Genomic DNA, 26,504 nt, shown 5'->3' with positions numbered 1-26,504 from the left:
TCTCACTGCATGCGACTCTTATATCGTCAATTTAGTTGACGGTCAATCTCATCCGTCGGCGCGCGCCGTTGCATGCAGCTTGTCGCCGAACAGGTTCGACCACTGCTCCGGTGACAGCACCGGGCGCAGGCTCGAGAGGTTGGCCGTGTTGGTAACGGAGGTGCCGCGGACCACCGCGGGCCGCTCCGCAATCGCGGCGAACCAGCGCTGGATGTTGGGAAAAGGATCGAGTGGCATTTCGATCGCGCGCGTGGCGCGCACCCACGGCCAGGTCGCAATATCGGCGATCGAATAATCCTCCGCCAGATATTCGGCCTCGCCCAGGCGCCGGTTGAGGACGTAGAGGAGCCGCTCCGCCTCCGCCCGATAGCGCTTGATGCCATAATCCTGCCCTTCGGGGGCGTAGCGGATGAAGTGGTGCGCCTGGCCATGATAGGGACCGAAGCCCGAAATCTGCCAGGCGAGCCATTGGCGCGCGAGGCTGCGTCGGCGCATGTCGGTGGGCAACAGCTTGCCGCTCTTTTCGGCGAGATATTCGAGGATCGCGCCCGTCTCCATCACCGCGAAGGGCGCGCCGCCATCGGCCGGATCGTGATCGACGATCGCGGGCAGGCGCGCATTGGGATTGATCTTGCGGAACGCCGGCTGAAGATGCTCGTCGCCCGTCAGATCGTAGAGCTTGATCTCATAAGGCAGCCCCACCTCTTCGAGCATGATACTCGCCTTGTTGCCGTTCGGGGTGGGAACGAAATGCAGTTCGATCATCGATCTTCTCCCGCAAAGCGCGCCCGCGCGAGGGCGAAGGCGCGCACGAAACTATCCTGTCCGTTGGGGTAGCCGGATACGGCGAGGTCGCACCGAGCGATCCGCCATCGTCCTGCCCCGTCGCGGCCGAAGCGGTGATGATATCGGCCGACCAGATGGCCCAGCAGCATGCCACCGCCATCGGCCACGAAATGCAGCGCATCGACATAGGAGTCGGCCATTGCGACATCGTCACCCATCAGGCGGCACCGGATATTGGTGACGCGGTGGAGCGTCGCATCGAAGCCGCCGAGCGCGCGACAACGATCGGCCCAGGCATCGGCCGAAATCGGGCCGACGATCGAACCGATTGCGCCATAATCGAGGGTGATCTCGTCGAGAAACAATGCCCGAAACCCGGCCCAGTCGCGCGCATCGAGCGCGCAGCCATAGCCGATGACAAGCGCCCCCAGTTCCGCGTCGAGCATGGGATCGGGCATCATCCCCTCCCCTGCCCCTCCGGCGGGCCGGCAAGCCGATCCGACCGGAGGGGTGGAGAGAAGGTCACCTTAACTCAGAACTTGAAGCCAGCCTCGATCGCCAGGCTGCGCGACGGCTCGACATAGAGGATCGAGCGCGGAGCGGCCGTGATCGGCGCGGGCAGGCGGAACACGCTGCCCGTGGTCAGTTCGTTGGTCAGGTTCTTGCCGACGAAAGCGATATGCCATTTGTCGTCCTGCGGCGCGAAGGCCACGCGCAGGTCGTATTTCACATAGCCTTCCTGGACGCCGTAGATCGGGCTTTGATCGTCCGAGTTGAAGAAGCTCGAACGGCCCGAAGCGACGCCGGTGGTGTCGATCTTATAGTCGCCAATCAGGAGCCGGTGATGCGCCTGCAGCGATCCGGTCCACTTCGACGTATAAGACGGGCGATAACCGGCCAGATTGTTGGCCGCGATGCTCGCCGGCGACGCCGGGTTGCACTGGGCAAGCGTCTGGCTCGCAAGGCAGGCCGCGCCCGGATATTCGTTATATTTGATATCCTGATAGGCACCGGTCGCCGTGATATCGAGCCCGCGCACCGGACGGACGGTCAGCTGGCCTTCGACGCCCTTCGACGTCGCGCTCGCGGCATTGCCCGTCAGGTAGGACGAGGTCGTCGGGTTATAGACCGACACCTGCAGGTTCTTGAAGCGCGTGTTGTACAGCGCGACGTTGCCCACGATCTTGCGATCGAGCGCGGCAAACTTCAGGCCGATTTCATAGTTGCGCGACCGTTCCGGACGGTAACGGAAATCGGCGTTGGTGGTGCCGTAGGTGTTCGACACGAAACCGCCCGATTTCGAACCGCGCCCGAAGGCGGCATAGGCCATGATGTCCTGGGTCACGTCGAACTGAACCGTGCCCGATGGATCGGTCAGATTCTCGGTGAAGGAGCCGGCTGCGGTGGTGTTCACCGGGCGCAGCGCGAACGGACCATAGACAAGGCGGCCACCAAAGGTCGCTTCCTTATGGGTGCTGGTATAGCGCAGGCTGCCGATCACGCGCAGGCGCGGCGACACGTTCCACGTCGCCTGGCCGAACACCGACTTCGAATTGGCTTCCTGATCGAAAAAGGTGTTGAGCAGGCCGAAATAGTTCAGCGACGCGATGTTGAAGCCACCGAACTGATCGAGGTGGTAGGTGCTGTCGTCATAATAAGCGCCGACGATGAAATCGATCGTGCGGCCCGTGGGCGACAGCAGGCGGATTTCCTGCGAGAACTGGTCGAAATCTTCCGGATAGCTGTTGTAAACCGAATTGGCCGTGACGCCGCCGGTCGGAACCGCCTGGTCGAAATCGTTGATGACCGTGCCCTTGTAGCGCGAATAACCGGTCACGCTCGTCAGCGTATAGTCGCCCAGATAGAAGTTGGCGGTGTTCGACAGGATCCACGAACGGTTGCGATAGCCTTCGCGGCCCAGCGGGCTGTCGACGCTGTAGCGCGTCAGATCGGCCTTCGGACGCGTCGTCAGCGGACCCGAGACGTTCTGGCCGCCGGTGCGGTTCATGCGGACATATTCGAACTTGAGCGTGCTATCGAACTTTTCGCTCGGCTCCCACTTCAGCGTGGTACGCACCATCCAGTTCTTGTTCTCCGGCTCTTTCTTGCCGTTGAACTCGTTGCGGATATAACCATCCTGGTTCTGGATTCGACCCGCGACACGGAAGCCCAGGTTTTCGGTGATCGGACCCGAGATATAGGCGTTGGCGTCATAGCCCTCGATCTTGAAATCGTAGAGCGCGGTGGCGCCGGCCTGGAAGCTGTCGGTCGGCCCGGCCGACACGATGCTGATCGCGCCCGCGGCGGTGTTCTTACCGAACAGCGCACCCTGCGGACCACGCAGAACCTCGACCCGGCCCACGTCGAAGAAGGGCATCGGCGCCTGACGGACACGGCCGGCATAGACGCCGTCCATGTAAAGGCTGACCGCGGAATCGAACGAGAAGTTGGAGGGCGGCGAACCGAAGCCGCGGATGTAGATGACGTCGTTGCCGGCGGTCTGCTGCACGAACAGGTTGGGTACCGCGTTCATCACAGAACGGACGTCGGTGGCGCGGAACGCTTCGAGCTGCTCGCCCGACACGACCGACATCGAAATAGGAACCTTCTGCGCACTTTCGGCGCGCTTCGTGGCTGTTACGACGATTTCGGCAACCTGATCGTCATTGACGGCCGGCGCGGCGGGCGCGGCCGTGTCCGCAGTCTGCGCCCAGCCCGGCGCAGCAACGCCGGCAAGAGCCAGGGCCGTGCCGGCAAAAAGATACCGACGGAATACACTCATCACCATCCTCCCTATTGTAGTTGCACGCAGAGTGGACGCGATTCATGCAGATGTCAATCTGGTTGACCAATTCTGAACAACAATTTTAATTCACCGATTAAACGGATTTTACGCTTATAAATTAAGGGTAATTTCAAATGCCAAGCGTCAAATTGTCAAAATCCGCCTAGTGCTTTGAGTTAGCTGTTTGCATGCAATTGTATTTGTGGCGCTCAGCGGACGAAGGCGAGCGGCAGGCCCGGACGCGGCCATCGACCACGATAGATCCGGCCCGTTGCCGAACCCGTCAACCAGACATCGCGCATATCGGGCCCACCGAAGGCCAGATTGGTGATCGCGATGTCGGGCAAGGCCACATGTTCGGTAGCGCCGTCGGGCGAAAAGATCGTGACGCCGCCATGCACCATCGTGCCCACGCAGACGCGTCCGCCCGCTTCCACCTTCAGGCTGTCGAGCAGCTGCACGCCGGGCAAGGTCGCGATCAAACGCCCCGGCAGCCAGGGCGCCTCCGGCGCGCGTGCCTGCCCCGGCCCTTCGAGATCGAGCGCCCACAGCCGCTGGGTCTGCGTATCGGCATAATAGGCGACATCGCCTGCGGGCGAGAGGCCGATGCCGTTGGGGCTCAGCACCTCGCTGCGCACGCGGCTGATCGCGCTGCCGTCCGCTTGCGCATAATGGATCGCGCCCCAGGTCCGGCCCTCCGCATCGGAGGTGCCGTGATCGGTTAACCAGAAACCACCGTGCCGATCGAAGGCCAGATCGTTCGGCCCCTGAAGCGGCCGGCCATCGCAATGGGTATAGAGCGTCTCGACCGCCCCGCTATCGAGATCCACCCGCTGGATCGATCCGCCGCGATGATCATGCGCGCGATGGCCGGGGATCAGCAGGCCATCGGCTTCGTGCCATTCGAAGCCGCCATTGTTGCAGATATAGACCTTGCCGTCGGGGCCGATCGCGGCGCCGTTCGGGCCGCCAGGCAAGTCGGCAACGGTGCGGATGCTGCCGTCGGGCATGATCCGGGTCAGCCGTTCGCCCGCAATTTCGACCACGAGCAGCCCGCCGTCCGACAAGGCGACGGGCCCTTCCGGAAAGCGGAGGCCTTCGGCGACGATTTCGAAGTCCACCTCTCGCCTCCCCTTTCCGGTTACAGGCGCTGCAATCAGGCCGGGCGCGGGGCGCTGAGGAAGTCGGCCGCGCTGAAGCCTTCGGGTGCCGCGACCTCGACGATCGGATCTTCGCGCGCATCATATTCCATACGCAGCGCGCGCGTGATCACCGCGTGCATGTCGTAAAGGCAGGTGATGTAGGTGAACTCGAAGATCTGCTGATCGTCCCAGAAGGTCTTGAGCTTGTCGAACACCGCCAGCGGCACGCGCCCGCTCTGCCCCGACAGGCAGTCGGCATAGGCCAGGACCGCGCGCTCCTTGTCGTCATAGCAGTCGGCGACCTGCCAGTGCGCGATCGAGGCGATCTTTTCCTCGCTGACGCCAAGGCCGCGCAGCGACTTGCAGTGCTGCGAAAAGACGAACTGGCTGCCCTTCACCCATCCCGCGCGGGTCTGGCCCAGCTCGCGCAGCACCGGATCGATACGGCGTTCCGGATTGCGATAGAGCGCAAAGCCGTCGACCGCGTGCTGGAAGATATCGGGCGAGAGCGCGAACACGGTCCACCAGTCGCCGGGCGTGCCGGTCGCGGTGCCCGGTTCGGCCACCGGATCGCGCTCGCCGAACAGGCGGTTATAATAGCGGGTGACGATGTCGGCCGTGACTTCGGATCGCGGCACCTGACGTAGTACGGGCATGGGAAATCCTTTTGTGGAGCGCGGTTTTCAGGCGTATTTGCGGAATTCGGCGACGTGCGCGGAATCGAAATATTCGTCGAGCCGGGTGATCTTGCCGCCCGCGACCTTGCACACGATGCAGCAGGGAAGGCGCACCGCAACGTCGTCATGCACGCGCACGCCGGTCAGCGCATGTTGCTGCACGAAGCCGCCGGGAAAGGCGGTGACGCGCCGCTCGGCATAGACGCGATCGCGAATGCGGGTCGCCATGCCGCCCAGCGTCGTGCCAGTCTGATCGCGCGTGACGACGATCTCGTCGGTGTTGTGCCAGATCTCGGCATCGGGCGAGAAGCTGTTCACCACCGTGTCGATATCGCCCTGCTCCACTGCATCGAAGAAGCGCTTCGCCAGTGCCAGCGTGTCGTCCAGTTCGCTCATGTTCATGCCTCCTGAAGTTTTACGCCGAACATGCGGCCGCCATTGGCCGCGATCAGCCCATCGATATCGTCGCCGACATAATCGGGGTCTGCCGAGGCGCCGAAGCCCGCGAGCATGTCGGCCGTCACCAGCTCGGCCATCCGCTTCCATTCGGGATGGGTGAAGATCCAGAACTGGTTGTCGCGGATCGACTGGATCACCTTGGCAGCCACCTTGCCGGGTGCCATCCCGCCCGCGAGCACGCCCTGCATCGCCTGCGACGTGGTCGCGGCCTTGCCGGTCTCAAGGCCCACGGGGCGCAGGTTACGCGTGGTTTCGACGATGCGGGTCGAGCTCATCCCCGGCATCAGCACCGAGATGCCGACCTTCGTGCCGCCCAGTTCGTTGCGCAGCGACATGGCGATGCCGAGGGTGGCGAATTTGGAACTGATATAGGCGGTCGAGATCGGCGGCGGCACGATCGCCACCATCGAGGATGTGAGCATCAGATGCGCCTCCTCCCCGCTCGCCTTCATCTCGCCAAGGAAAGTGCGGCAGGCGTAGAGATGGGCGTGCGCGTTGACCGCATAGCCCCAGCGCCACACCTCAGTATCATAGGTTTCGAACGCACCCGCGCCGCCGCCGACGCCGGCATTGCTGATCAGCAGCCGGACCGGGCCGAAATCGCGCGCGATTTGCCCCGCCCGCTCCCACGCCGCTTCATCGGTGACGTCGAGCGCGATACCAATCGCCTCACCACCCCGCGCGCGCAGCGATGCCGCAGCCGCCTCGACGCCCTCGGCATTCACGTCGGCGATGATGATGCGGGCGCCCGCGTCGATCAGCCCTTCGGCGACCGCCAGGCCGATCCCGCTCGCCCCGCCGGTGATGAACGCGGTTTTTCCAGCAACGTCGGTCATATGCCTTGATCCTCTCTCCGGAAAATCGCCGCCTGTTTGTTGGTATCGCGGCGATTTGATCGTTCAGTTCATCCAGATACCTGCGCTTGTCCGTCAATCAGGCTTACGGTTTTGCAAGCCACGACACCCCACAAGCACAGCATCAAAAATCATCGCCAGGCGAACGTGAGCACCCCGATCATGCCGCCCGCGACGCGAACCAGTCCTCCGACACGACATCGATGATCGTGCCCACCGCGCCATCATCCTCGAACTGCCGGATCACGCCCTCGGCGATCGCCAGCGGCGGCATCGCACGATGGCTGGCGAGGATCGGCGTCATCCATTCGGCGCGCCTGTCGCCGGCGGTGGTATCGAGGATCGGCGTGTCGACGAGGCCGGGGCTGACCCCGCAGATCCGAACGCCGGTTCGTTCGTGCAGCTGGCCCGAGGCGCGGGTGAACTGCGCCACCGCCGCCTTCGAACTGCTGTAGAGAATGTCGCGGAAGCCGGCATTGGTGCACGATGTCGACACCGTGTTGATCACCACGCCGCCGCGCCCGCTCATATGCGCGACCGCCAACTGGGTGCCGATGATCACCGCACCGACATTGATCGCCAGCAGCTTTTCGATCCGCGCCGGTTCGGCTTCGGGATAGAGATGCGCGCCGGAAACCACCCCGGCATTGTTGAACAGAAGGTCGATCGGCTGGACCGCGGCGGCTTCTTCGAACGCGCGGACCAGCGCGGCGATATCGGACACGTCGCAGGTCGTTGCGCGCGCCTTCGCGCCCTCCGCCGCGACCAGCGCGACGGACTCGGCAAGCCCGGCCGCATTGACGTCGATCAGGCTGAGGACCGCCGCACCCCGTCGCGCCAGCTGGATCGCCGTTTCGCGACCGATGCCGCTGCCGGCGCCGGTAATCAGGGCGTGAATGCCGGAAATCTCCATGTCGCTCTCCTCGGATGGTTTGCCGATCTTCGCGTCCCGAGATTGATCGGATCGGCCGGCTTATTGTCAACCAACATGACAATACTAATATGCAAAATCCAGCACATTTTGCATGCGATCAACGATGGTGTGTTGCAATTATCCGCCGATCGAAGCTAAGAAGGCGTGAAAATAACTCATCTTTGCATGCAAACAGGGGAGTCGACATGGCCGCTTATGTGGTTTTCATCCGCGACAGCATCACCGATCCGGCCGGCATGGAAGACTATGCCGCCGCCGCCGGCAAGGCGCGCGGCGATCACAAGATCGAACGACTCGTCTTCTACGATCCCTGCGAAGCGCTGGAAGGTCCGCCGGTCGACGGCGTCGTCATCGTGAAGTTCGAAGACATGGCCGCCGCAAAGGCCTGGTATTACAGCGACGCTTATCAGGCGGCCGCGAAGATCCGCCAGCGTTCGGCCGACTATCGGGTCATCCTGACCGAAGGCGTATGAGCGGAGAGAAGGGGCTTATGCTTGCCCCACTGCACGCATTCGGGAAAATCGACGGCGAATCATTTTTGATCCGACCGCGAAGGAATCCGCTCGCATGAGCAAGGCGTTCGACAACGCATATCGCACGATCCGTGAAGGCATCATCAGTGGTGTCTATCCGCAGGGATCGCACCTGACGGCGCAGCAACTGGCCGAACTGACCGGCTTGAGCCGCACGCCCGTGCGTGAGGCGATGCGCCGGCTGGATGCCGAGGGGCTGATCAGCCTGATCCCCAATCGCGGCGCCTTCGTCTCGCGCTGGACGCGTGAGGAGATCGAACAGATCTACGAGCTTCGCGTGATGCTGGAGGCGTTCGCCGCGCAAACGGCGGCGGAGCGCGCCAATCCCGAGCAGGTCGAGGAATTGCGCGCGATCGCCGACCGGATGACCGCCGCGCTCCAGTCGCCCGAAATCGACTATGAAGGCATCACCGAGATCAACGCTGAGTTCCACCGCGCGGTGCTGGAAGCCTGCGGCAATGCGCGCCTGCGCGAACTGCTGGGCTCGCTGACCGAAATGCCGCTGATCCTCAGCACCTTCCGCAATTACAGCCGCGCCCAACTGGAACGCAGCGCCGCCCAGCATGTCGAACTGGTCGAGGCGATCTCGCTGCGCGACGGCGCGCTCGCCCATGCGGTGATGACCGCACATATCCGCACCGCGCGGCAGACGCTGGTGCGGCAAGCCACACCTTAAACAACAGAGAGGCCTCCATGATCGATCTTCATTTCACCGCGACGCCCAACGGCCAGAAGATCAGCATCGCATTCGAGGAATTGGGCCTGCCCTATCGGCTGATCCAATATGATATTTTCCAGGGCGATCACCTGACCGAGGCTTATGGCCGGATCAATCCGAACCATAAGATGCCCGCGATCGTTGATCACGATCCGGCCTTCGGCGGCGGCCCGCATGCTGTGTTCGAATCCGGCGCGATCTTGCAGTATCTGGCGGAAAAGACTGGCAAGCTGCTGCCCGCCGATCCGCGCCAGCGCAGCGTCGCGCTGCAGTGGCTGACATGGCAGGTGGCGGGGCTCGGCCCGATGGGTGGGCAGGCTTCGCACTTCATGCGCTACGCCCCCGAACAGATACCCTATGCGATCGAACGCTATTCGCGCGAACTCGCCCGATTGCTGATGGTGCTGGAGAACCGGCTGAGCGAAGCGCCCTATCTGGCTGGCGACGAATATTCGATCGCCGACATCGCGATATGGCCGGGCCGCGCGGCGATGGCCGTGGTCGATGTCAACCTGGCCGAGACCTATCCCAATATCTATCGCTGGTTCAGCACGATCGCCGAACGCCCTGCCGTCCAGCGTGGTCGCAGTGCTGAAAAGGCATTCCCCGACAAGTATATGGGGCGCCACCAGAAGCTGTCGCCCGAGGAATGGTCGAACATGTTCGGGGATCGGATGCACAGCGCGGTGCCGGGCCACGCCTGACACCGCCAGGGGCCGCGCAGTCCCTTAAGGGGCTGCGTGGCTCGCGATCGTCGCCTTCATCGCGTCGACAAATCCGCCATACGTCACCGCGCTCTTTTCGCGACACCATTCCATCGAGGCGTGGAGCGGATCGGTCGATCCATCAAAGCGGGGCATCACGTAGCGCGCGAACAGTTCGTAGCTTTTCCGCGTAGCGGTCGTGTCGGCGAAATTGTTCGCCATGAACATCAGCGTCCCGAAGCCACCTGCTTGCGCCTGAAGCTTGCGGATATAGTCGACCGCATCGTCGGGGGTGCCGGCCATCGCGACGCCGAACACGCTATATCCCTCCCCGGTCAGCAGCGCGACGCCCTCTCGCGCCGTCTGGATCTTCGCGATCGGGTTGTCGTCGCCCGGCTTCACGCCGCGGATCGCGCGCGTATATTCGATCGAGTCCATGATGCCCCATTCGAGATCGGCGAGCGCCTGCTCACGCGTCTCGGCGATGTGCATGCTCACGACGACCCGCCAGCTGCTACGATCGACGCTGCGCCCCGCATTTTGCGCCGCCGTCTCATAGACGCCCCAATGATCGCCCAGCGCCGAAAAGCCGATCGGCGTCGACACTGCGAGCGACAGCATGCCCAGCCCCAAGCGCCCTGCGGTCGTCGGCCCCGATGGCGTCACGGCGCAGGCCACCACCATGTCCATGCGCGGCCGCTGATAGGGCAGCAATTGCAAGCGGGCGTCGCGCAGGGTGAACCAGTCGGTCGTACGCGACACCGATCGGCCTTCGAACAGATCGATCAGGCATTCGAGCGATTCCACCATCATCCGCCGCTGCTCGCTCGGCTCGATCCCTAGCATATAGGCGTCGGTCGGCAGCTGGCCCGGCCCCGCCCCGAACATGATCCGCCCACGCGTCTGATGATCGAGTTGCGCGATCCGATCGGCGAGGATCAGGGGGTGATGATAGCAGAGCGAATTGACCCCGGTGCCGAAGCGGATGTGGCGAGTGCGATCGGCAACCCCCGCGATCATCAGTTCGGGTGAGGAGATGATCTCCGACCCGCCCGAATGATGCTCGCCCAGCCAGACCTCGTGATAGCCGAGCCGATCGAGATGTTCGATCAGCTGCATGTCGCGTTCAAGCGACAATGTCGGGTTCTCCCGCGCGGGGTGATAGGGGGCAAGGAAGCTCCCGAAGCGCAACGCAGCCATGATCCTCTCCTTATTCCCGATCATCACATTGTAAGTTTAACTGACATTTGTTGTCAATTTATCTGACGATGAGGAGGGGTGCTTTCTTGGCGGTATGCTGGCAAAGGAGGTGGCGATGGCACGACATGCGACATTGCTGATCCCGTTGTTCGAGGCGTTTTCCTGGTTCGACGAAGGGCTGCAGACCTTGCTGCGCGAGGCGGGCTGGACCGCGGTGACGCGGCCGCAGACGATGGTGCTGATCGCGATCGGCCAGGGGATCGAGCGCGCGGTCGACATCGCCCGCGCCATCGGGGTGACGCGCCAGTCGGTCGGCGTGACCATCGCAGAAATGGCGGCCGAAGGGCTGCTCGAAATGGTCGACGATCCCAATGATCGCCGCGCCAAGCGCGTCCACCTGAGCGACAAGGGTGAACGCCGTCGCGAGGATTCGCGCCGTGCAATGGCCGAACTCACCGCCGAACTCGAACGGCGCATCGGCAAGGCCAGCGTGACGAAACTCGGCGAAGCCCTTCAAAAGGATTGGGGCCCGCCGGTCGCGCGCTGATTTTCGTCAGCTAGATTGACAATTCTTCCTCGCCACCGCACAAGGTCGCAACCAGCGGACAAGGGAGAGGATCATGATCCAGCTGTACGGCGGCCCCACCCCCAATGCGCGCAAGATCGCGATCGCACTCGAGGAAATGGACCTCGCCTGGACGCTCGAGCCCATCGACATTCTGGCCGGCGAACAGCTGACGCCCGAATTTCTCGCGCTCAATCCCAACAACAAAACGCCGGTGATCGTCGATTCCGATGGCCCCAATGGCGGCGAGTTCGTCCTGTGGGAAACCGGGGCGATCCTGCTCTACCTTGCCGAGAAGACCGGCCGCTTCATGCCCACCGATCCGGCAAAGCGCGCCATCGCGTGGCAATGGCTGATGTTCCAGGTGTCGGGCATCGGCCCGATGTTCGGGCAGGAGGTGCACTTCACCCATTATGCAAAGGACAAGCACCCTTACGCGATCGACCGCTACAGCCGCGAAGTAGCCCGCCTGCTGCGCGTCCTCGACGAACGACTGGGGTCGAGCGAATGGATCGGCGGGGATGAGTATAGCATCGTCGACATGGCCACCCTGCCCTATCTGCGCCGCAAGCTGATCGAGGAAGCGGGAAGCTATCCGCATATCGAGCACTGGGCCGCCGCGATGCAGGCCCGCCCGGCGGTCGCGACCGGTCTCACCGTCGGCATCGCACGCGCGGAAACCGTCGAGGGTGGCCTTACCGGCTTCACCGACGAACATCGCTCGATCCTGTGGGGAGAGCGCCAGCACGCAGCGCGCTGATCCGCTGCGGAAGCGGGTTCCGGAAATGGGCGAATTGCGTTACTTTCGCTCCATTCTCCCGGTAAATATCGATGGCATCGACAAAAATCCGCTCCCCCGACCCGCGATCCGCTCAGGCCGTCACGAGCCTGCTGAAGATATCGGAGGCTTTGTTCGCCGAACGCGGCATCGATAACGTCTCGCTGCGCGAGATCGCAACCGCCGCAGGATCGAAGAACAACAACGCGGTTCAATATCATTTCGGATCGAAGGAAGACCTGCTCGTCGCCATCTTCCGACAGCGCGTCGAGCAGATGGAGGACCGGCGGGCGGAGATGATCGCGATTGCCGACGAGGCAGGGCTGATGGGCGACCTGCCAACCTTGCTCGAAATCGTCTGCTTGCCCCATCTAGATCTGACCGACGAGGATGGGCGGCATCCCTATCCCAGCTTCCTCCTCCAATATACGCGCCGGTCATGGCGGGTCGGCGACGGCAATTGGGCGGGCGCGGGTGCGATCGGCCCGCATCTACAACGCACGACGATAGCGATGCGCGAGACGCTGGCTCCGCTGCGCACCGATGTCGCGCGGATGCGATCGCAGCTCTGCACCTTCATGTTCCTCGATGCGCTGATCCGATGGGATCAGGTGGAAGCCGACGCGCGCGAGGCGCACAGCATCTTCGTCGTCGATGCGCTGTCGGCGGCGCAGGCGGCGCTGGTCGCGGGACGGAACGATCCGCCCCGCAAGATCAGCCCATTCCGCGCGCTGTTCCCGATGCTCGCGCTCTAGCGCGGGTTCGTGATCTCGATCCGGCCGATGCTTCCGGTGAAGGCGCTCGTCCGGCTCTGATAGGCATCGTCGACCGGGGTGATCGGATCGCTGCCCACGCTGAAGCCTTCGGTGTGCGAAACGATCAGCGCGAACGTCCGGTCGATCCGCCCGTTGCCCGCCGCCGCACCATCGACCGACAGGGTTGCATTGCCGCCGCTCGTCTTCTCTTCGCGATCGAGCTTTAGATTGAGCGACAGCCGGTGCTTGCCCGGCGTCAACGGCGCATAGCCGACGATCCGCGTCACATGTTCGGGCGTGTAGCGATAGGTGAAGCAGGGCCGCCCTTCGCCATCGACGAACAGGCTGTAGCCGCCGAAGCGCCCGCCATGCGCGGCCAGCACGCCCTTGGCACCGCCCGCCGGCACCTCGATCTCCGCATCGATGCGGAAGCTGCGGCCTACGATCGGCGGGGCACCCGTTTCGGGGATTTCGGTGACGGGCTGAGTATAGACGAAGCTGGTGCGTCCCTCGCTCACGTCCGGCCGGCCATCCTGCCCGCCTTCGCTCGCATGGATCGGCAGCATCTTCGCCTTGGCTGCCTCGGCCCAGAAGATGTCCTTTAGTTCGGCGAGCTTGGCGGGGTGGCGCGCGGCGATATCGTGCGCTTCGCTGAAATCCTTCTCGATATCGTAGAGTTGCCATTGGCGCTGTTCGAGCGGGACGGGTTTGGGCCGGGTCTTTTCCCACGGCGTGACCATCGGTGCCGTCGCCGCAACCCAGCCATCCTTATAAATGGCCAAGTTCTGCGACATCGCGAAAATCTGCTGCGTGCGATGCGGCGCCGCGTTCGGATCGCTCAGCGTATAAGCGAAGCTGATCCCGGTGATCGGCTGCTGCTTGACCCCGGCCAGTTCGGCGGGAGCCTGGACCCCCGCGACTTCGAGCAGGGTCGGCATCACATCGCTGACGTGCAGGAATTGCGATCGCAGCTTGCCCGGATCCTTGATGTGGCCGGGCCACATCACCGTCATCGCGTTGCGGGTTCCGCCAAAATGCGATCCGTAGCGCTTCGACCAGGGATAAGGCGCGTTCATCGCCCAGCCCCATCCGCCGGGATAGAGATTATAGGCGTCTTTGGTGCCGATCTGGTCGATATGGTTGATCGCATAGTCGATCGATCCGGTCGCGCCGGCGAGAGCGGTCTGTTCGAACAATTTGCCGTCGAAACTGCCCTCGGCGCTCGCGCCATTATCGCCCTGGATATAGACGATCATGGTGTTTTCGGCCTGCCCGCTGTCCTGGATCGCCCGCAGCACGCGCCCGATCTGGTCATCCGCGAAGGCTAGCGAACCGGCATAAGCTTCCATGTAACGGGCGTAGAGCCGCTTTTGCTCGGGCTTCAGACTGTCCCAGCGCGGCAGGGTTGCAGGACGCGGCGCGTCCGCGGCATTTTTCGGGATGACACCCAGCGCCTTCTGTCGGGCGACGACCTGTGCGCGCATCACATCCCATCCACCATCGAACTGGCCCCTGAATCGGTCGATCCATTCTTTGGGCGCATGGTTTGGCGCGTGGGCGGTTCCGGGGGCGAGATAGATGAAGAACGGCTTGTCGGGCTGCGTCGCCTCATGTTCGTCGATCCAGCGGACGGCATGATCGGCAAGATCGCGGTCGAGGATATAATCGCGCTCGGCCGGGGGCGTGACGGGCCGGGTATTCTCGACCAGACTCGGTTCAAACCCGCTCGTGTCGGCGCCGAGGAAACCGTAATAATATTCAAAACCCAGCCCGGTCGGCCAGCGATCGAAGGGGCCGGCCGCGCTCATTTCCCATTCGGGCGTCACATGCCCCTTGCCAAACATCGCGGTGTTATAGCCGTTCGCCTTCAGGATCTGGGCGATCGTTCCCGCGCTCTTGGGGATGACGCTGTTATAGCCCTCATAGCCGGTCGCCCAGTTTGCGACATAGCCCATGCCGACCTCCTGCGGGTTACGGCCGGTGAGCAGCGAGGCGCGGGTCGGCGAGCAGATCGCAGTGGTGTGGAAACGGTTATAACGCGCGCCCTCCTTACCTATACGATCGAAGGTGGGGGTCGGCACGGGGCCACCGAACGACGTCGATGCACCGAAACCGACATCGTCGGTCATGATGACGATGATGTTGGGCGCCCCCTTCGGTGCGCGCGGCTCCTGCGGCCAGCTTGGCGGTGGAGATTCAGCCGGCGTGCGGCCATTGGCGGTTTGGGCGCCCGCCTGCACGCTCAGCGCGGTCGCGCTCAACAGGGTGAGCGTCAGGCGGGCGATACCCAAAAGGCGACGATGGGACATGCTGGCCGGCTCCCGAAAACAAGAAGGGCCGGCGCGGTGGCCGGCCCTTTGGGACACATCAGAACTTGAAGCGTGCGCCCGCTGTGAAGGCGCGACCGACCTGATCATAGACCGAGATGATCGTCGGGAAATTGACGCCGGGAATGGTGCCGGGGATCAGCGGCGGCTTCTTGTCGAACAGGTTGTTGACGGTACCGAAGAACTCGACATCGCCACCGAAGGCGTCGATCTTCTTGCTGATCGTCAGATCGGTGTACCAGACGGTGCCAACATCGGGATCGGCGAACACCTGGTTCTGGCCGGTCGCGGCGGGGAAGCCGAGCTTGAACTTACCGATATACTGTTCGGAGATGAACACACCCCAGCCATCGTTCTCGTAGTTCACGTTGAACGTGCCACGCCACTTGGGACGGGCGATCGGCTGGCTCCCGTTCGAGCCACGGCCGGCGTTCTCCAGCACCACCTGCGTCGCCGACTGCTGTGTCTTGTAGCTGTCGAGATAGTTCACATAGGCGCGCAGGCTCAGATTGCCGTTGCCAAGCGTGGTCCGATAGGACGCATCAACATCGATACCGCTCGTCTTGAGGACGGCGATGTTGGCCGGGGCGATGCGCACGCTGGTCGGGAAAGCGCCTGCCGACGGACGGTTGACCAGCGCACATTCCGGGGCGTTGGCATCCAAGCGGCAATTGTTGACGATCTGCGCGACCGACAGGGTTCCGATCGCATCGTCGATCTTGAGGTTGTAATAGTCGACCGAGATCGAGAAGCCGCGGAGGAAGCTGGGCGTCAGCACGCCGCCGAAGGTGAAGGTATCGGCCTTCTCCGGCTTCAGATTGCGATTGCCGCCCGTGATCTGGGAAACGTTGGCGGTGACGCCCGAGACCGGATCGTTGAGCGTGCCGATGCCCGAGCTATCGCCCGCGAACAGATCGTAGAGCGCAGGCGCGCGGATATCGCGCGACCGCGTGATACGGAACAGCAGGTCGTCGACCGGCTTCCAGGTGCCGCCGACTTTCCACGTCTCGACCCGACCGCTGGTCGAATAATCGGTGATGCGGCCCGCAGCGTTGACATCCAGCGCGCGAATGAAGGGGATGTCCTTCAGGATCGGAACGCTGATCTCGGCAAAGGCTTCCTTCACGGTCACGCTGCCGTTGGCGATGCCGGTATTGGTGATGTTGTAATAGAGCGAGGACGTGGGGACGCCGCGCAGCCCCGCGAAATAGGCCGAGCGCAACGCCGTGGTCTGGGCCGCGGTGGCGCCCGCCAGCGTCGCCGGATCGGAGTTCGACGTCAGGTGCAGCTTCTGCTTGCGCCATTCCGCGCCGATCGCGATGTCGACCGGGCCGGCCGGCAGATCGAACAGCGATCCCGACAGGCTTGCCTGCAGCTGATCCTGCGTGGTCTCGGCACGATAACGCGACACGCCATTGGCATAATCATAGCCAGCGCGCGTCGCCGCGGCCGAGCCTTCGCCCATGATGTTGAGCGGCTGGCAGCCCTGATATTGCGACGCGACGGTCGGATCGAGCAGCACGCGGCAGGTGATCTGGCCGTTAGCCGGATTACGGACGGCATCGAGCGCAGCGAACGTCTTCTTGATGTCGAACGTCTGCTGGGCGAGCGTGAAGATCGACTTCGAATGGACGTAGCTGGTGTTCCAGTTGAAGTTGCCGAGCTTACCCTCGAAGCCCGCCTGACCCATGTAGAAGTCGGTCCGCTCCTTGGCCTGCAGTGGCCCCATATAGGAAAGGTTCGCGGCCATCGTGAAGGACGGCACGCCCTGCGCGGTCATCGCGGCCTGGACGTTGGCCGGGATATACGGATTGCCGCTGTAGATCGTGACGTTGGCCGGAGCCGAAAAGGCGTTGGCAAGCGAGGCATATTGCAGATCGCTGCGCGTAAACACGCCCTGCCCGAAGAAGGTCACATCGTCGGTCAGATCATAGCTGACCCGGCCGAAGCCCTGATAAGTGCGCAGTGGTGCGACCGCCGTGGTGTTGGGCGAGATAACATAGCCATCGCCACCGACCGCATAACCATTGGTACCGATCAGAGTGCCAGCGTTGAACGGCACCGCCTGACCGGACTGGTTGAAGCGGAAATTGTTGAAACTGAAGCCCGCCGGGCCGTTGATCAGGCCGCCGACGGTCGAATTGGTGATCGTGGTGTTGCTGTAGATCGCAAAGGGATTGGCGGCCGAACCGGCGGGATTGCCCGCGAGCAGCGCTGTGCGGCTCTGGCCGGCATAGAGGAAGTTGCCCAGGCTCTGCTTGCGATCCGAACGCAGCATGCCGCGATTGTTATAATATTCGCCGCTGAGCAGGATGTGGCCGCGATCCTCGGCGAAATCGGTGCCGTAGGCGAGGCCGAACTTCTCGTTGCCATTGTCGCCACGCTGGCTGACGCCCGCCTGCACGACGCCGGTCAGGCCGGTGAACTTCTTGTTCAGGACGAAGTTGACGACGCCCGAGACGGCGTCCGAACCGTAGGCGGCCGAAGCACCCGCGGTCACGATGTCGACGCGCTCGACAAGCAGGTTCGGGATGATGTTGACGTCGACGACGCCACGGAAGGTCGTCGGCGGCATGCGAACGCTGTCGAACATGATGAGCGTGCGCTCGGGGCCGACGCCGCGCAGGTTGAGCAAATTGCCGTTGGCGGCCGACGAGGCGAAGTTGTGCGTGGAGCGGGCCGGGCCGCTCGACAGGCTGAACTGCGGAAGCTTGTTGAGGCCGTCAGCGATGTTGGTAGGGGTCGCCTTGGCGAGGTCGGCGGTCGGTGCGACCGTGACCGGGGTCGGCGCGGTGTAACCGTCGCGGACGATGCGCGAACCGGTGACGACGATGTCCTGAACCTGCTGGTCGTTCGGCGCCGCGGCCTCGGCCGGCTCGGCCTGCTGCGCGCATGCCTGTTGCGCCATCGCGAAGCTGCACGCGCCGGCCAACAGTGCGGAAATCAAATGCCCTTTCATCTCACCTTCTCCCCAACGGACGCACCCTCTTGGATTCTTATCCTTCGGTGCAGAATTGCCTCGTCGCAGAACTTGCACCCTAGGTCAATATTTTTGAGTCGCTTGACGTAAAAAACTCTCTAAGCCACCCTCACGCCTCAAGGACGGAGGAGGAAAGGTCATGGGGGAAAGACCGACATCCCGCCGCGGAGCCTATGCCAGCGCCGCGATGATCGATCGTCGCGCGCGTATCCTGCGCGAAACGCGCCGGCTGATCGCCGAAGACGGCGCGCCCGCATTGCGACTGAGCGACGTTGCCGAGACAGCGGGCGTCGCGATCAACACGCTCTACGGGCTGTTCGGCCGACGCGAAGACCTGATCGCGCACGCCGTGCTCGATGGCTTCGCGACCGAAATCGGCGCGGAGGACACCGCGCGCTACTCGCTCACCGCCAATCTGCAGCGACTGCGCCGGACGGCGGATTATTTTCGGGGGCGGCGCAACGAGCTGGCGGGGCTGGTGTCGATCTATTTCAGCGCGACCACCAGCACCAAAATTCGATCGCTGATCGATGACGGTGCACGTCGCGCCAACGCTGGCTGGGTGCGGGCGAACATCGAAGGTCTCGGCTCCGTCGATCCGCCGCGCCTGACCGAAGCACTGACCCGCTGGGAATTCGCGACATTGTTCGACTGGTCGATCGATCGCCTGTCGGATATCGAAGCCCCGACCGAGCTGGCGCAGGGACATCTGCGCCTGCTGCTGGCCTTCAGCCGGGGCGAGCTAAGCGATCAGATCGCGCGGCATTTGTCCGGGCGGGGACACGATGCTCCGTCGCCCATCCCGGCCCGCGTCCTTAGATCGAGTCCCCTGCCCCACGCGCTCAGCGCGGGCGCCTGAACGCCACATCGCGCACCACGCACCGAAAGCCGACATGGCTGGTGCTCGTATCCGTCGGCTGCGGATGGCGCGCGGCGGGCCGGTAGCGCTGGCAGTAATTTTCGGCGCACAGATGCGATCCGCCCTTCAGCACCTTCCGCCCCATGCGCGGCTGTGGACCACTCCGATCGAGGCTAACGGCGCGCACCGGCCCACGCGGATTGGCGGGAATGCAGCAGCCCTGCTTCTTCTTCCCCGTCTCGGACGTCGGCAGGCCATACCAGTCGGCGGTCCATTCCCAGACATTGCCGATCATATCGAACAGGCCATAGCCGTTCGCCGGATAGCTGCGCACGGGTGACGTCCGCTCCCACCCGTCGAGCATGTCGTTCGCGTAGGGAAACGTGCCCTGCCAGTAATTCGCGAGCATCGCCCCGCCCGGCGTGAGTTCGTCACCCCAGGCGAAGGCCGCGCCATCCAGCCCGCCGCGCGCAGCATATTCCCATTCGGCCTCGGTCGGCAGATCCTTGCCGGCCCAGCGCGCATAAGCCTCCGCATCGGCAAGCGCGACGTGGACGACCGGATGATCCTCCAGCCCTTCGATGCTGCTGTCGGGGCCGGCCGGGTGCCGCCAGTCAGCGCCGAAGCAGAACTCCCACCATTGCGATACGTCGCTCAGGTCGACCGGTCCCGCCGTCTTGCGAAACACGAGCGATCCGGCGCGCACCATCGCAGGGTCGATCCCCGGATAATCGCGCGGATCGGGCGCGTCCTCGGCTATGGTGCGATAGCCGGTCGCCGCCACGAACGCCGCGAAATCGCGATTGGTGACGGGCGTCGGATCGATATGAAATCCGTCGACACGCACCGTCCGCACCGGCGCCTCCTCCGGATAGCCATCATCGGCCCCCATCCGAAACACGCCGCCGGGCAGATAGATCATCGTCTCAACGGATCGCGCATCGGTCATTGGCCGCGAAATGCGCTTTTGTCCCGATCTGTCAATGCGGGTGCGGCATACCCAGCGATCAAATCAAGAGCATCACCTGCTCAGCCGAACTTGCGCTGCGCAGGCATCACGGTCGGGCCGTCGGCGCCATAAGGCTGCCACGGCCGCGAGATCGTGCCCTCGCCCGCCTTGAAGAAATATTGGCTGCAGACGAGCCAGCCCTTGAGCGGGCGCAGCGGCAGCAGGCAGGTGATCAGCATGAACGGCAGCGTCGTCACGAGCTGCACCCAGAGCGGCGGACTGGCCCAGATTTCCAGCATCACCGCGAACACCACTGCGGGCACGCAGCCGAAGCAGATCACGAAAAAGGCCGGCCCGTCCGCCGGATCGGCGAAGCCATAATCCAAACCACAAGCGTCGCATTCGTCGCGGAGCCGCAGGAAGCCGTCGAACAGATGCCCCTCGCCGCAGCGCGGGCACCGGCCGCGTATGCCGGTGCGGATCGGCTCAAGACGGGGCCATTCGGTCGGCGTGCCGGTCATGTCACTATCCTCGCTACTGCGGGCTTCAATGCTATGGGCGCGAGGATAAGTCTTATGTATGGATACAACAACCATACATAAGCCAAGGCCGAAACATGCAAAGCTGGTGGGCAGGCGTCGCCGAACGCGACGGCCCCAAATATCTCGCGATCGTCGCCGCGCTCGACGAGGCGGTTCGCAGCGGACTGCTGCGCGCGGGCGAACGCCTTCCGCCCCAGCGCGAACTCGCCGCCGCAATCGGCGCGGATCTGACCACGGTCACGCGCGCTTATGGCATCGCCACCGATGCCGGGCTGATCCAGGGCGCCGGCCGGCTCGGCAGTTTCGTGCGCAACAATGTCGATCTGCCGCAGGCCGATGTCGAGGCGGAGGGCGGGATGATCATGCCCCCGCAGCCCGCATCCGCGCTGCTACCCGAAGCCCTTCGCATCGGAATGACCAAGCTGCTGCGCGCGGCCGGGCAATCTCCCCTCCTCCAATATCAGCCGTCCGGCGGTAGCCTTCGCGATCGGCGCGAAGCGGCCGCGTCCTTCTCCGATCGCGATATGCCGACCGATGAGGGTGCCGTGGTTATCACTGCCGGTGGGCAGAGCGCGCTGCACGCAATCCTCGCCACCAATCTGACGCGCGGCGACATGATCGCGGCCGCGCCCTATGTCTATCCCGGCCTGCTCCACCTTGCGGCGCGGCTGGACCTGCGCTTGTTCCCACTCCCGGTCGATGCGGAGGGCATCGATCCGGCGGGCATCGCCGATGCCGCCCGCGCCGGGGCGAAGATGCTGTACGTCGTTCCCACCAACGACAATCCCACCACCCTGACCCTCCCCGACCAGCGACGACGCGACCTGGCCGATATGGCGCGCCAGCACGGCCTCACGATCATCGAGGATGACGCCTATGGCCTTCTGCCCTCGCATCCCCCCGCCCCGCTCGCCGCGATCGCGCCCGACCTGTGCTGGCACATTGCCAGTGTATCGAAGATCATCTCCCCCGCTCTGCGGGTTGCGCATGTCCGCGCGCCTTCGGGCCATTCGGCCACGCAACTGGCGGCAGACATCTATGAGACCGCGATCATGGCGCCGCCGCTAAATGCCGCGCTGGTGACATCGTGGCTGCGCGACGGGAGCTTCGCTACGCTGGTCGCCGCGGTGCGCGCCGAAGGGGTTGCGCGCCAACGCCTCGCCGCACAGCACCTCGCATCGCTCACCTATAATGCGCACCCGGAGGGCTATCACCTCTGGGTCGATCTGCCCGGCACTATCGCACCGGCGGATGCGATCGCGGCGACCCGGCCGCTCGGCCTGTCGATCGTCGACGGCGCCACCTTCGCGATCGGCAAGGTGCCGCGATCCAGCAAGGTGCGGATTTCGCTGGGCGGCTCGATCGATCACCCGCGCCTTGCCCGCGCGCTCGATCGGCTGGTCGCGATCGCGACGGGCAAGGGGTAATCTGTCGGGCCGACCGGCCTCGGCTCCTGACCCGCCGAACGCGGACGCCCCGTTTCACGGCGGCTCGGCGCGCTTGCGCTTGATCCGGCCGGGAGCATCGCCGACAAACCTATAATGGCTTCCAGCCAACAACAGAGAGAGACGATGTCATGGCCGCCCGCCCCGATCCCAAGCTGACCGCCCAGCCCCTCGCCAGCTTTGCCGAGAACCCGCAGCCACCGGTCGAGCGCATCCCCGTGCAGGCGCCCGATGCCGATGTCCGGCCCAAGGTTCTGATGGCCCCGGCGGCGGCAAACTATCTGCAGGGCGGCAAGCGGCCCGCGACGTCGAGCGTGCTGATCTCCAGCTCGAAGCATCTCAACGATCCTTATTATCGCGATGCCGTCGCGCAGCAGGCGACCCGTCGCCACGGCCACGATCTGCCCCCGCCCTACATGATCCCGGTCGTGTCGCGCGCGATCACCGAAACCACCGATTTCGCCCGCGTCGCCGAATTGCTGGCGGCCGAGAAGATCCGCATCCCCGCGCTGGGCGAATGGCTGGACGCGCGCGAGGACTGGACCTTCAACAAGGCCGATCTGGCGGGCTGCGCCGAAGGCACGCTGGGCCGCGAGATCTTCGACCTCATGAACATTCCGGGCGTGAACATGGAGTTCGCTTATGCCGGCAAGGCGAACACCACCGACGCCGAATATCTGCAGCGCCGCCGCGGCTATTATCACGATATCGAGCATATCGTGACCGGCTTCGACGCCAACTCTGCGGGCGAAGCCGCACTCGCGATCATGAACGCGACGCAGGATGCCCGCTTCTTCACCCCCGAACTGGCGCAATATCTCAGCGCGCCGGGCATGTGGGTCTCGGCGCTCGGACTGTTCCGCAACGCACTCCACTATCATCATGTAATGCCGACCTATTTCGATGCGACCCGACAGGGCATCGCGGCGGGCCAGGCGATCCGACAGCCGATGTTCCTTGTCCGCTGGATCGATTATGTCGACTGGCAGCTGGACGATATCGCCGCGCATCTCGGTTTCAAACGCGGGCCGGGCCGCGATTGGGGATGGACGACCGACGCGACGATGGACTGATCGCCCCCCGACATCGGACGACCTGTTTCGCCCCGGCCCCACGGCCGGGGTTTTTCTTTGCCAAATGGACAGCCCCTCCGATCCAAGTTAAGCCTTCTCCTAATTTCCGAATCAGCAACGAAAAAGCCGAACGGAAAGCCGGGAAACGCCGGCAGAGGAGAGCGAGAGATGGACGATATCGTCATTCGTGGCGGCAGGATCGCCGATGGTTCGGGTGCCTCAATCATCACGGGCGACGTTGCGATCCGCGACGGCGTGATCACCCAAATCGGCGGCAAGGCCGGCCCGGCGAAGCAGGAAATCGCCGCCGACGGCGCGCTCGTCACGCCCGGCTTCGTCGACGTCCACAGCCATTATGATGGCCAGGTGACGTGGGACGAGACGATCGATCCGTCTTTCTCCAACGGCATCACCACCACGATGATGGGCATGTGCGGCGTCGGCTTCGCCCCTGCTCGCCCGCGCGACCGCGATCTGATGATCTCGGTGATGGAGGGGGTCGAGGCGATCCCCGGCATCGTCCTGGCCGAAGGCGTGCCGTGGAAGTGGGAAAGCTTCCCCGAATATATGGACTTCCTGGCCGGCCGCTCCTTCGGCCTCGATGTCGGCGTACTCGCGCCGCACGCGCCGATGCGCGTCTTCGCGATGGGCGAGCGTGCGGTGACGCATGAGGCCGCGACCGCCGACGAACTGAACGTGATGCGCGATCTGGTGCGCGGCGCGATGAAGGCAGGCGCCTTCGGCATTTCGGCCGGTCGCATCGCCGAACATATCTATGGCGACGACCGCAAAAACACCCCCGGCACCTTCGCCGAGCATGAGGAATTCTTCGCGCTGGCCGAGGCGATGGCCGAAAGCGGGCGCGGCATCTTCCAGATCGTGCCGCGCGGCGCGGCCGGCGCCTCCCCGATCGCGCCCGTCGCCACGCGGCAGGATCGCGAGGCCGAGCATCAATTGTTCGAAGATATCGCCCGCCGTTCGGGCCGCCCGGTCCACTATCTGCTCCAGCAGTTCGGCAGCGATACCGGCGACTGGCAGATGATGCTCAATCGCACCCGCGCCGCCAACGAAGCGGGCCTGCCAATCACCTGCCACATCGCATCGCGCGGCTTCGGCCTCGTCTCGATGCTCGACGGCTATCACAATTTCCAGGCGCGCCCATCCTATCGTGAGATCGAGTATCGGCCGGTTGCCGAGCGTGCGAAGGCGATGCGCGAGCCGGCACGCCGCGCCGCAATCCTGTCCGAAACCAATTTGCCGCCGCAGACCGTGGGCCGCGAAGCGACCTTCGGATCGATGATGCTGACCAATCTGGGCGGTCGCGGCTACCTCTTCACGCCCGCCGACAGCGACTATGAACCCGATCAGGAGCGGATCGTCGACAACGTCGCCTCCGCGCAGGGCAAGACGGTCGAGGAGGTCGTGTACGATCATCTCGCGGCCGCCGATGGCGGCAACAGCGTCGTCCACATGCTGCTCAACTATGCCGGCGGCAATCTCGATCATGTTCACACGATGCTGCGGCATCCCGACACCGTCTCGTCGCTGGGCGACGGCGGCGCGCATATGAAGCTGATCTCCGACGCGTCGATGCTGCCCTTCCACCTCAGCTTCTGGGCGCGCGATCGCAAGCGCGGCCCACGCTTCACGGTTGAGGAGATGGTCGCACGGATCACCGGCCGTAACGCGCGCGCCTTCGGCCTTTCCGACCGCGGCCTGCTACGCGAAGGGCTGCGCGCCGATGTCAATGTGATCGATTTCGACGGGCTGCAGCTGCACCATCCCGTGATCGCGCACGATCTGCCCGCGGGCGGCACGCGGCTCAATCAGGTGACGACCGGCTTCCTCGCCACGATCCTCGCCGGCACCGTCACCCGCCGAAACGATAGCGACACCGGCGCGCGCACCGGGCGCCTGCTGCGCAGCGTCGCCTGATCCCCATCACCCCAGACCGAAAGACCATCCATGATCGATAGTGCGAAGAACCGGGCCGACATGCGGATCATCGTCGTGGGCGCGGGCATGTCCGGCCTGCTTGCCGGTATCGAGCTTCAGAAGGCGGGCTACACCAACTTCGTCATCTACGAAAAGGCGGACAAGGTCGCCGGCACCTGGCGTGAAAACCGCTACCCGGGCCTCACCTGCGACATCCCCTCGCACGCCTATACCTACAGCTTCGCGCCCAATCCCGACTGGACCCAGCGTTATCCGCCCGGCCCGGAAATCTTTGCCTATTTCGCGCGCGTCACTGAGGAATTCGGCCTCAACGAGCGCATCGTCTTCAACAAGGAAGTCACCTCGGCCGTGTTCGAGGATGGCGGCTGGACGGTCGGCACCGCCGATGGCGCGAGCGAGCGCGCCGATGCGATGATCGTCGCGACCGGCATCCTTCATCACCCGAACATCCCGACCTTCGAGGGGCAGGATAGCTTCAAGGGCCCGATCTTCCATTCGGCCCGCTGGGACGAGAGCGTCGAACTCGACGGCAAGCGGATCGGCGTGATCGGTTCGGGATCGACCGGGGTGCAGATCGTCTCCGCGCTGGCCGACCGCGCATCGAAGCTGGTCCACTTCCAGCGCACCCCACAGTGGATCACACCGGGGCAGAACCCGCAGTTCACCGAGGAGCAGCGCGCCGCCTTCCGCGCCAATCCGCAGTTGATGATCGATCTGCATGACTCGCCCGAGCTGAAGGAAGGGCTGCGCATGTTCACGCGCGCCGTCACCGACGTGAACTCGCCCGAAATGGCGGCGGTCGAGGCCTTTACGCGGATGAATCTGGAGAACAACGTCCAGGATCCCGTCCTGCGCGAAAAGCTGCGTCCCAATTATCGCGCGGCATGCAAGCGCATGATCATCTCGATGGACTATTATGAGAAGGTCCAGCTTCCCGCGGTCGAGGTGGTGCGCGAGAAGATCGACCGGTTCGAGGCCAACGGCATCCGCACGGCGGACGGCGAGTTCCACGAACTCGACATCATCGTGCTCGCGACCGGCTTCAAGGCGTCGTCCTTCATGCGCCCGATGAACGTGGTCGGCCGCGACGGCGTCGAACTCAACAAGCTGTGGGATAAAAGGCCGAGCGCCTATCTGGCGGTCTCGATCCCCGATTTCCCCAATTTCTTCATGCTCAACGGGCCGAGCGCGCCGTTCGGCAACCTTTCGAGCATCGCCGTCGCCGAATATCAGATGATGCTGGTGATGAAGCTGCTCGAGGTGATCAGCAGCGGCAATGCCCGCCAGATCAGCGTCTCGCGCGAAGCAATGGCGACCTATAACAGCGAGCTGATCGCCGCGACCAAGGGCACCGTCTGGGCCAGCGGCTGTTCGAGCTGGTATCTTGATCCGGACGGCGTGCCGACGATCTGGCCCTACACGCTCGAACGCTTCATGGAGGAAACCTCCGAACCGAAGCTCGACGCGTTCGAGCGCGCCTGAT

Annotated in this window: 24 protein-coding genes; 11 read left to right on the top strand and 13 right to left on the bottom strand. The window is 64.0% G+C overall.

Annotation, left to right across the window (positions count from 1 at the left end; translation table 11 throughout):
* Positions 1–48: 48 nt before the first annotated feature.
* The 8 genes from EOD43_RS10205 to EOD43_RS10170 all read right to left on the bottom strand — a co-directional run bounded on the left by EOD43_RS10205 (position 49) and on the right by EOD43_RS10170 (position 7,616).
* Positions 49–765: a glutathione S-transferase N-terminal domain-containing protein gene (locus tag EOD43_RS10205; RefSeq protein ID WP_127743453.1), complete on the bottom strand. Its 717-nt coding sequence runs from the start codon at positions 763–765 to the stop codon at positions 49–51.
* Positions 762–1,247, bottom strand: a complete 486-nt coding sequence (locus EOD43_RS10200; protein WP_127743451.1) for a nuclear transport factor 2 family protein — start codon at positions 1,245–1,247, stop codon at positions 762–764. Before EOD43_RS10200 ends, EOD43_RS10205 begins: the two co-directional genes overlap by 4 nt.
* 71 nt (positions 1,248–1,318) lie before the next feature.
* Positions 1,319–3,568 (bottom strand): TonB-dependent receptor, encoded by a 2,250-nt coding sequence (locus tag EOD43_RS10195; protein ID WP_164857182.1) that lies wholly within the window; start codon positions 3,566–3,568, stop codon positions 1,319–1,321.
* Between the two features lie 212 nt (positions 3,569–3,780).
* Positions 3,781–4,692 carry an SMP-30/gluconolactonase/LRE family protein gene (locus tag EOD43_RS10190; RefSeq protein ID WP_127743447.1) on the bottom strand — a complete coding sequence of 304 codons (912 nt, stop codon included), beginning with the start codon at positions 4,690–4,692 and terminating at the stop codon, positions 3,781–3,783.
* A 35-nt stretch (positions 4,693–4,727) separates the two neighbouring features.
* On the bottom strand, positions 4,728–5,369 hold the full coding sequence (locus EOD43_RS10185; protein WP_127743445.1) for a carboxymuconolactone decarboxylase family protein: 642 nt from the start codon (positions 5,367–5,369) through the stop codon (positions 4,728–4,730).
* A 27-nt stretch (positions 5,370–5,396) separates the two neighbouring features.
* Positions 5,397–5,786: a nuclear transport factor 2 family protein gene (locus EOD43_RS10180; protein WP_164857181.1), complete on the bottom strand. Its 390-nt coding sequence runs from the start codon at positions 5,784–5,786 to the stop codon at positions 5,397–5,399.
* Positions 5,787–5,788: 2 nt separating this feature from the next.
* Positions 5,789–6,685 (bottom strand): SDR family NAD(P)-dependent oxidoreductase, encoded by an 897-nt coding sequence (locus EOD43_RS10175; protein WP_127743441.1) that lies wholly within the window; start codon positions 6,683–6,685, stop codon positions 5,789–5,791.
* 178 nt (positions 6,686–6,863) lie between these two features.
* The gene (locus EOD43_RS10170) at positions 6,864–7,616 is read right to left on the bottom strand and encodes an SDR family NAD(P)-dependent oxidoreductase (RefSeq protein ID WP_127743439.1); all 753 of its coding nucleotides are present in this window, start codon (positions 7,614–7,616) and stop codon (positions 6,864–6,866) included.
* Between the two features lie 206 nt (positions 7,617–7,822).
* On the opposite strand from EOD43_RS10170, the gene EOD43_RS10165 reads away from it, so the two are divergent.
* The 3 genes from EOD43_RS10165 to EOD43_RS10155 all read left to right on the top strand — a co-directional run bounded on the left by EOD43_RS10165 (position 7,823) and on the right by EOD43_RS10155 (position 9,592).
* Entirely contained in the window at positions 7,823–8,110 is a 288-nt protein-coding gene (locus EOD43_RS10165; protein ID WP_127743437.1) for a DUF1330 domain-containing protein, read from the top strand.
* A 94-nt stretch (positions 8,111–8,204) separates the two neighbouring features.
* Positions 8,205–8,846, top strand: coding sequence for a GntR family transcriptional regulator (locus EOD43_RS10160; protein WP_127743435.1), 642 nt, complete (start codon positions 8,205–8,207; stop codon positions 8,844–8,846).
* Positions 8,847–8,863: 17 nt separating this feature from the next.
* The gene (locus EOD43_RS10155; RefSeq protein ID WP_127743433.1) at positions 8,864–9,592 is read left to right on the top strand and encodes a glutathione binding-like protein; all 729 of its coding nucleotides are present in this window, start codon (positions 8,864–8,866) and stop codon (positions 9,590–9,592) included.
* 24 nt (positions 9,593–9,616) lie between these two features.
* On the opposite strand, the gene EOD43_RS10150 is transcribed toward EOD43_RS10155, so the two are convergent.
* The gene (locus EOD43_RS10150; protein WP_164857180.1) at positions 9,617–10,792 is read right to left on the bottom strand and encodes an LLM class flavin-dependent oxidoreductase; all 1,176 of its coding nucleotides are present in this window, start codon (positions 10,790–10,792) and stop codon (positions 9,617–9,619) included.
* A 115-nt stretch (positions 10,793–10,907) separates the two neighbouring features.
* On the opposite strand from EOD43_RS10150, the gene EOD43_RS10145 reads away from it, so the two are divergent.
* From EOD43_RS10145 to EOD43_RS10135, 3 genes are all read left to right on the top strand, one after another.
* Complete coding sequence (locus EOD43_RS10145; protein ID WP_164857179.1) at positions 10,908–11,339, top strand: MarR family winged helix-turn-helix transcriptional regulator; 432 nt, start codon at positions 10,908–10,910, stop codon at positions 11,337–11,339.
* A gap of 73 nt (positions 11,340–11,412) precedes the next feature.
* Complete coding sequence (locus tag EOD43_RS10140; RefSeq protein ID WP_127743427.1) at positions 11,413–12,117, top strand: glutathione S-transferase family protein; 705 nt, start codon at positions 11,413–11,415, stop codon at positions 12,115–12,117.
* A gap of 71 nt (positions 12,118–12,188) precedes the next feature.
* Positions 12,189–12,890: a TetR/AcrR family transcriptional regulator gene (locus tag EOD43_RS10135; RefSeq protein ID WP_127743425.1), complete on the top strand. Its 702-nt coding sequence runs from the start codon at positions 12,189–12,191 to the stop codon at positions 12,888–12,890.
* On the opposite strand, the gene EOD43_RS10130 is transcribed toward EOD43_RS10135, so the two are convergent.
* Both EOD43_RS10130 and EOD43_RS10125 read right to left on the bottom strand, forming a co-directional pair.
* Entirely contained in the window at positions 12,887–15,199 is a 2,313-nt protein-coding gene (locus EOD43_RS10130) for an arylsulfatase (protein ID WP_127743423.1), read from the bottom strand. The two genes, EOD43_RS10135 and EOD43_RS10130, sit on opposite strands and share 4 nt — an antisense overlap.
* 58 nt (positions 15,200–15,257) lie before the next feature.
* Positions 15,258–18,176 (bottom strand): TonB-dependent receptor domain-containing protein, encoded by a 2,919-nt coding sequence (locus tag EOD43_RS10125; protein ID WP_240653139.1) that lies wholly within the window; start codon positions 18,174–18,176, stop codon positions 15,258–15,260.
* 160 nt (positions 18,177–18,336) lie between these two features.
* Between EOD43_RS10125 and EOD43_RS10120 the strand changes: the two genes are divergently transcribed.
* Positions 18,337–19,056, top strand: coding sequence for a TetR/AcrR family transcriptional regulator (locus EOD43_RS10120; protein ID WP_127743421.1), 720 nt, complete (start codon positions 18,337–18,339; stop codon positions 19,054–19,056).
* Here EOD43_RS10120 and EOD43_RS10115 read toward each other — a convergent pair.
* Both EOD43_RS10115 and EOD43_RS10110 read right to left on the bottom strand, forming a co-directional pair.
* Positions 19,040–19,978 (bottom strand): formylglycine-generating enzyme family protein, encoded by a 939-nt coding sequence (locus EOD43_RS10115; protein WP_127744700.1) that lies wholly within the window; start codon positions 19,976–19,978, stop codon positions 19,040–19,042. The genes EOD43_RS10120 and EOD43_RS10115 overlap by 17 nt on opposite strands.
* 107 nt (positions 19,979–20,085) lie before the next feature.
* Positions 20,086–20,526, bottom strand: coding sequence for a DUF983 domain-containing protein (locus EOD43_RS10110; protein WP_127743419.1), 441 nt, complete (start codon positions 20,524–20,526; stop codon positions 20,086–20,088).
* Positions 20,527–20,621: 95 nt separating this feature from the next.
* Between EOD43_RS10110 and EOD43_RS10105 the strand changes: the two genes are divergently transcribed.
* The 4 genes from EOD43_RS10105 (at position 20,622) to EOD43_RS10090 (ending at position 26,503) form a co-directional block, all read left to right on the top strand.
* Positions 20,622–21,974 carry an aminotransferase-like domain-containing protein gene (locus EOD43_RS10105; RefSeq protein WP_127743417.1) on the top strand — a complete coding sequence of 451 codons (1,353 nt, stop codon included), beginning with the start codon at positions 20,622–20,624 and terminating at the stop codon, positions 21,972–21,974.
* Between the two features lie 149 nt (positions 21,975–22,123).
* The gene (locus EOD43_RS10100; protein WP_127743415.1) at positions 22,124–23,065 is read left to right on the top strand and encodes a hypothetical protein; all 942 of its coding nucleotides are present in this window, start codon (positions 22,124–22,126) and stop codon (positions 23,063–23,065) included.
* Positions 23,066–23,233: 168 nt separating this feature from the next.
* Positions 23,234–25,000, top strand: a complete 1,767-nt coding sequence (locus tag EOD43_RS10095) for an N-acyl-D-amino-acid deacylase family protein (protein WP_127743413.1) — start codon at positions 23,234–23,236, stop codon at positions 24,998–25,000.
* A gap of 30 nt (positions 25,001–25,030) precedes the next feature.
* Positions 25,031–26,503, top strand: coding sequence for a flavin-containing monooxygenase (locus EOD43_RS10090; protein ID WP_127743411.1), 1,473 nt, complete (start codon positions 25,031–25,033; stop codon positions 26,501–26,503).
* Position 26,504 lies beyond the last annotated feature (1 nt).

Source organism: Sphingomonas crocodyli, from assembly GCF_004005865.1.
In the GTDB taxonomy this organism is placed as follows: Bacteria; Pseudomonadota; Alphaproteobacteria; order Sphingomonadales; family Sphingomonadaceae; genus Rhizorhabdus; species Rhizorhabdus crocodyli.
Note: the sequence above shows the minus strand (reverse complement) of the source record. Positions and strands in the feature narration are given on the sequence as shown.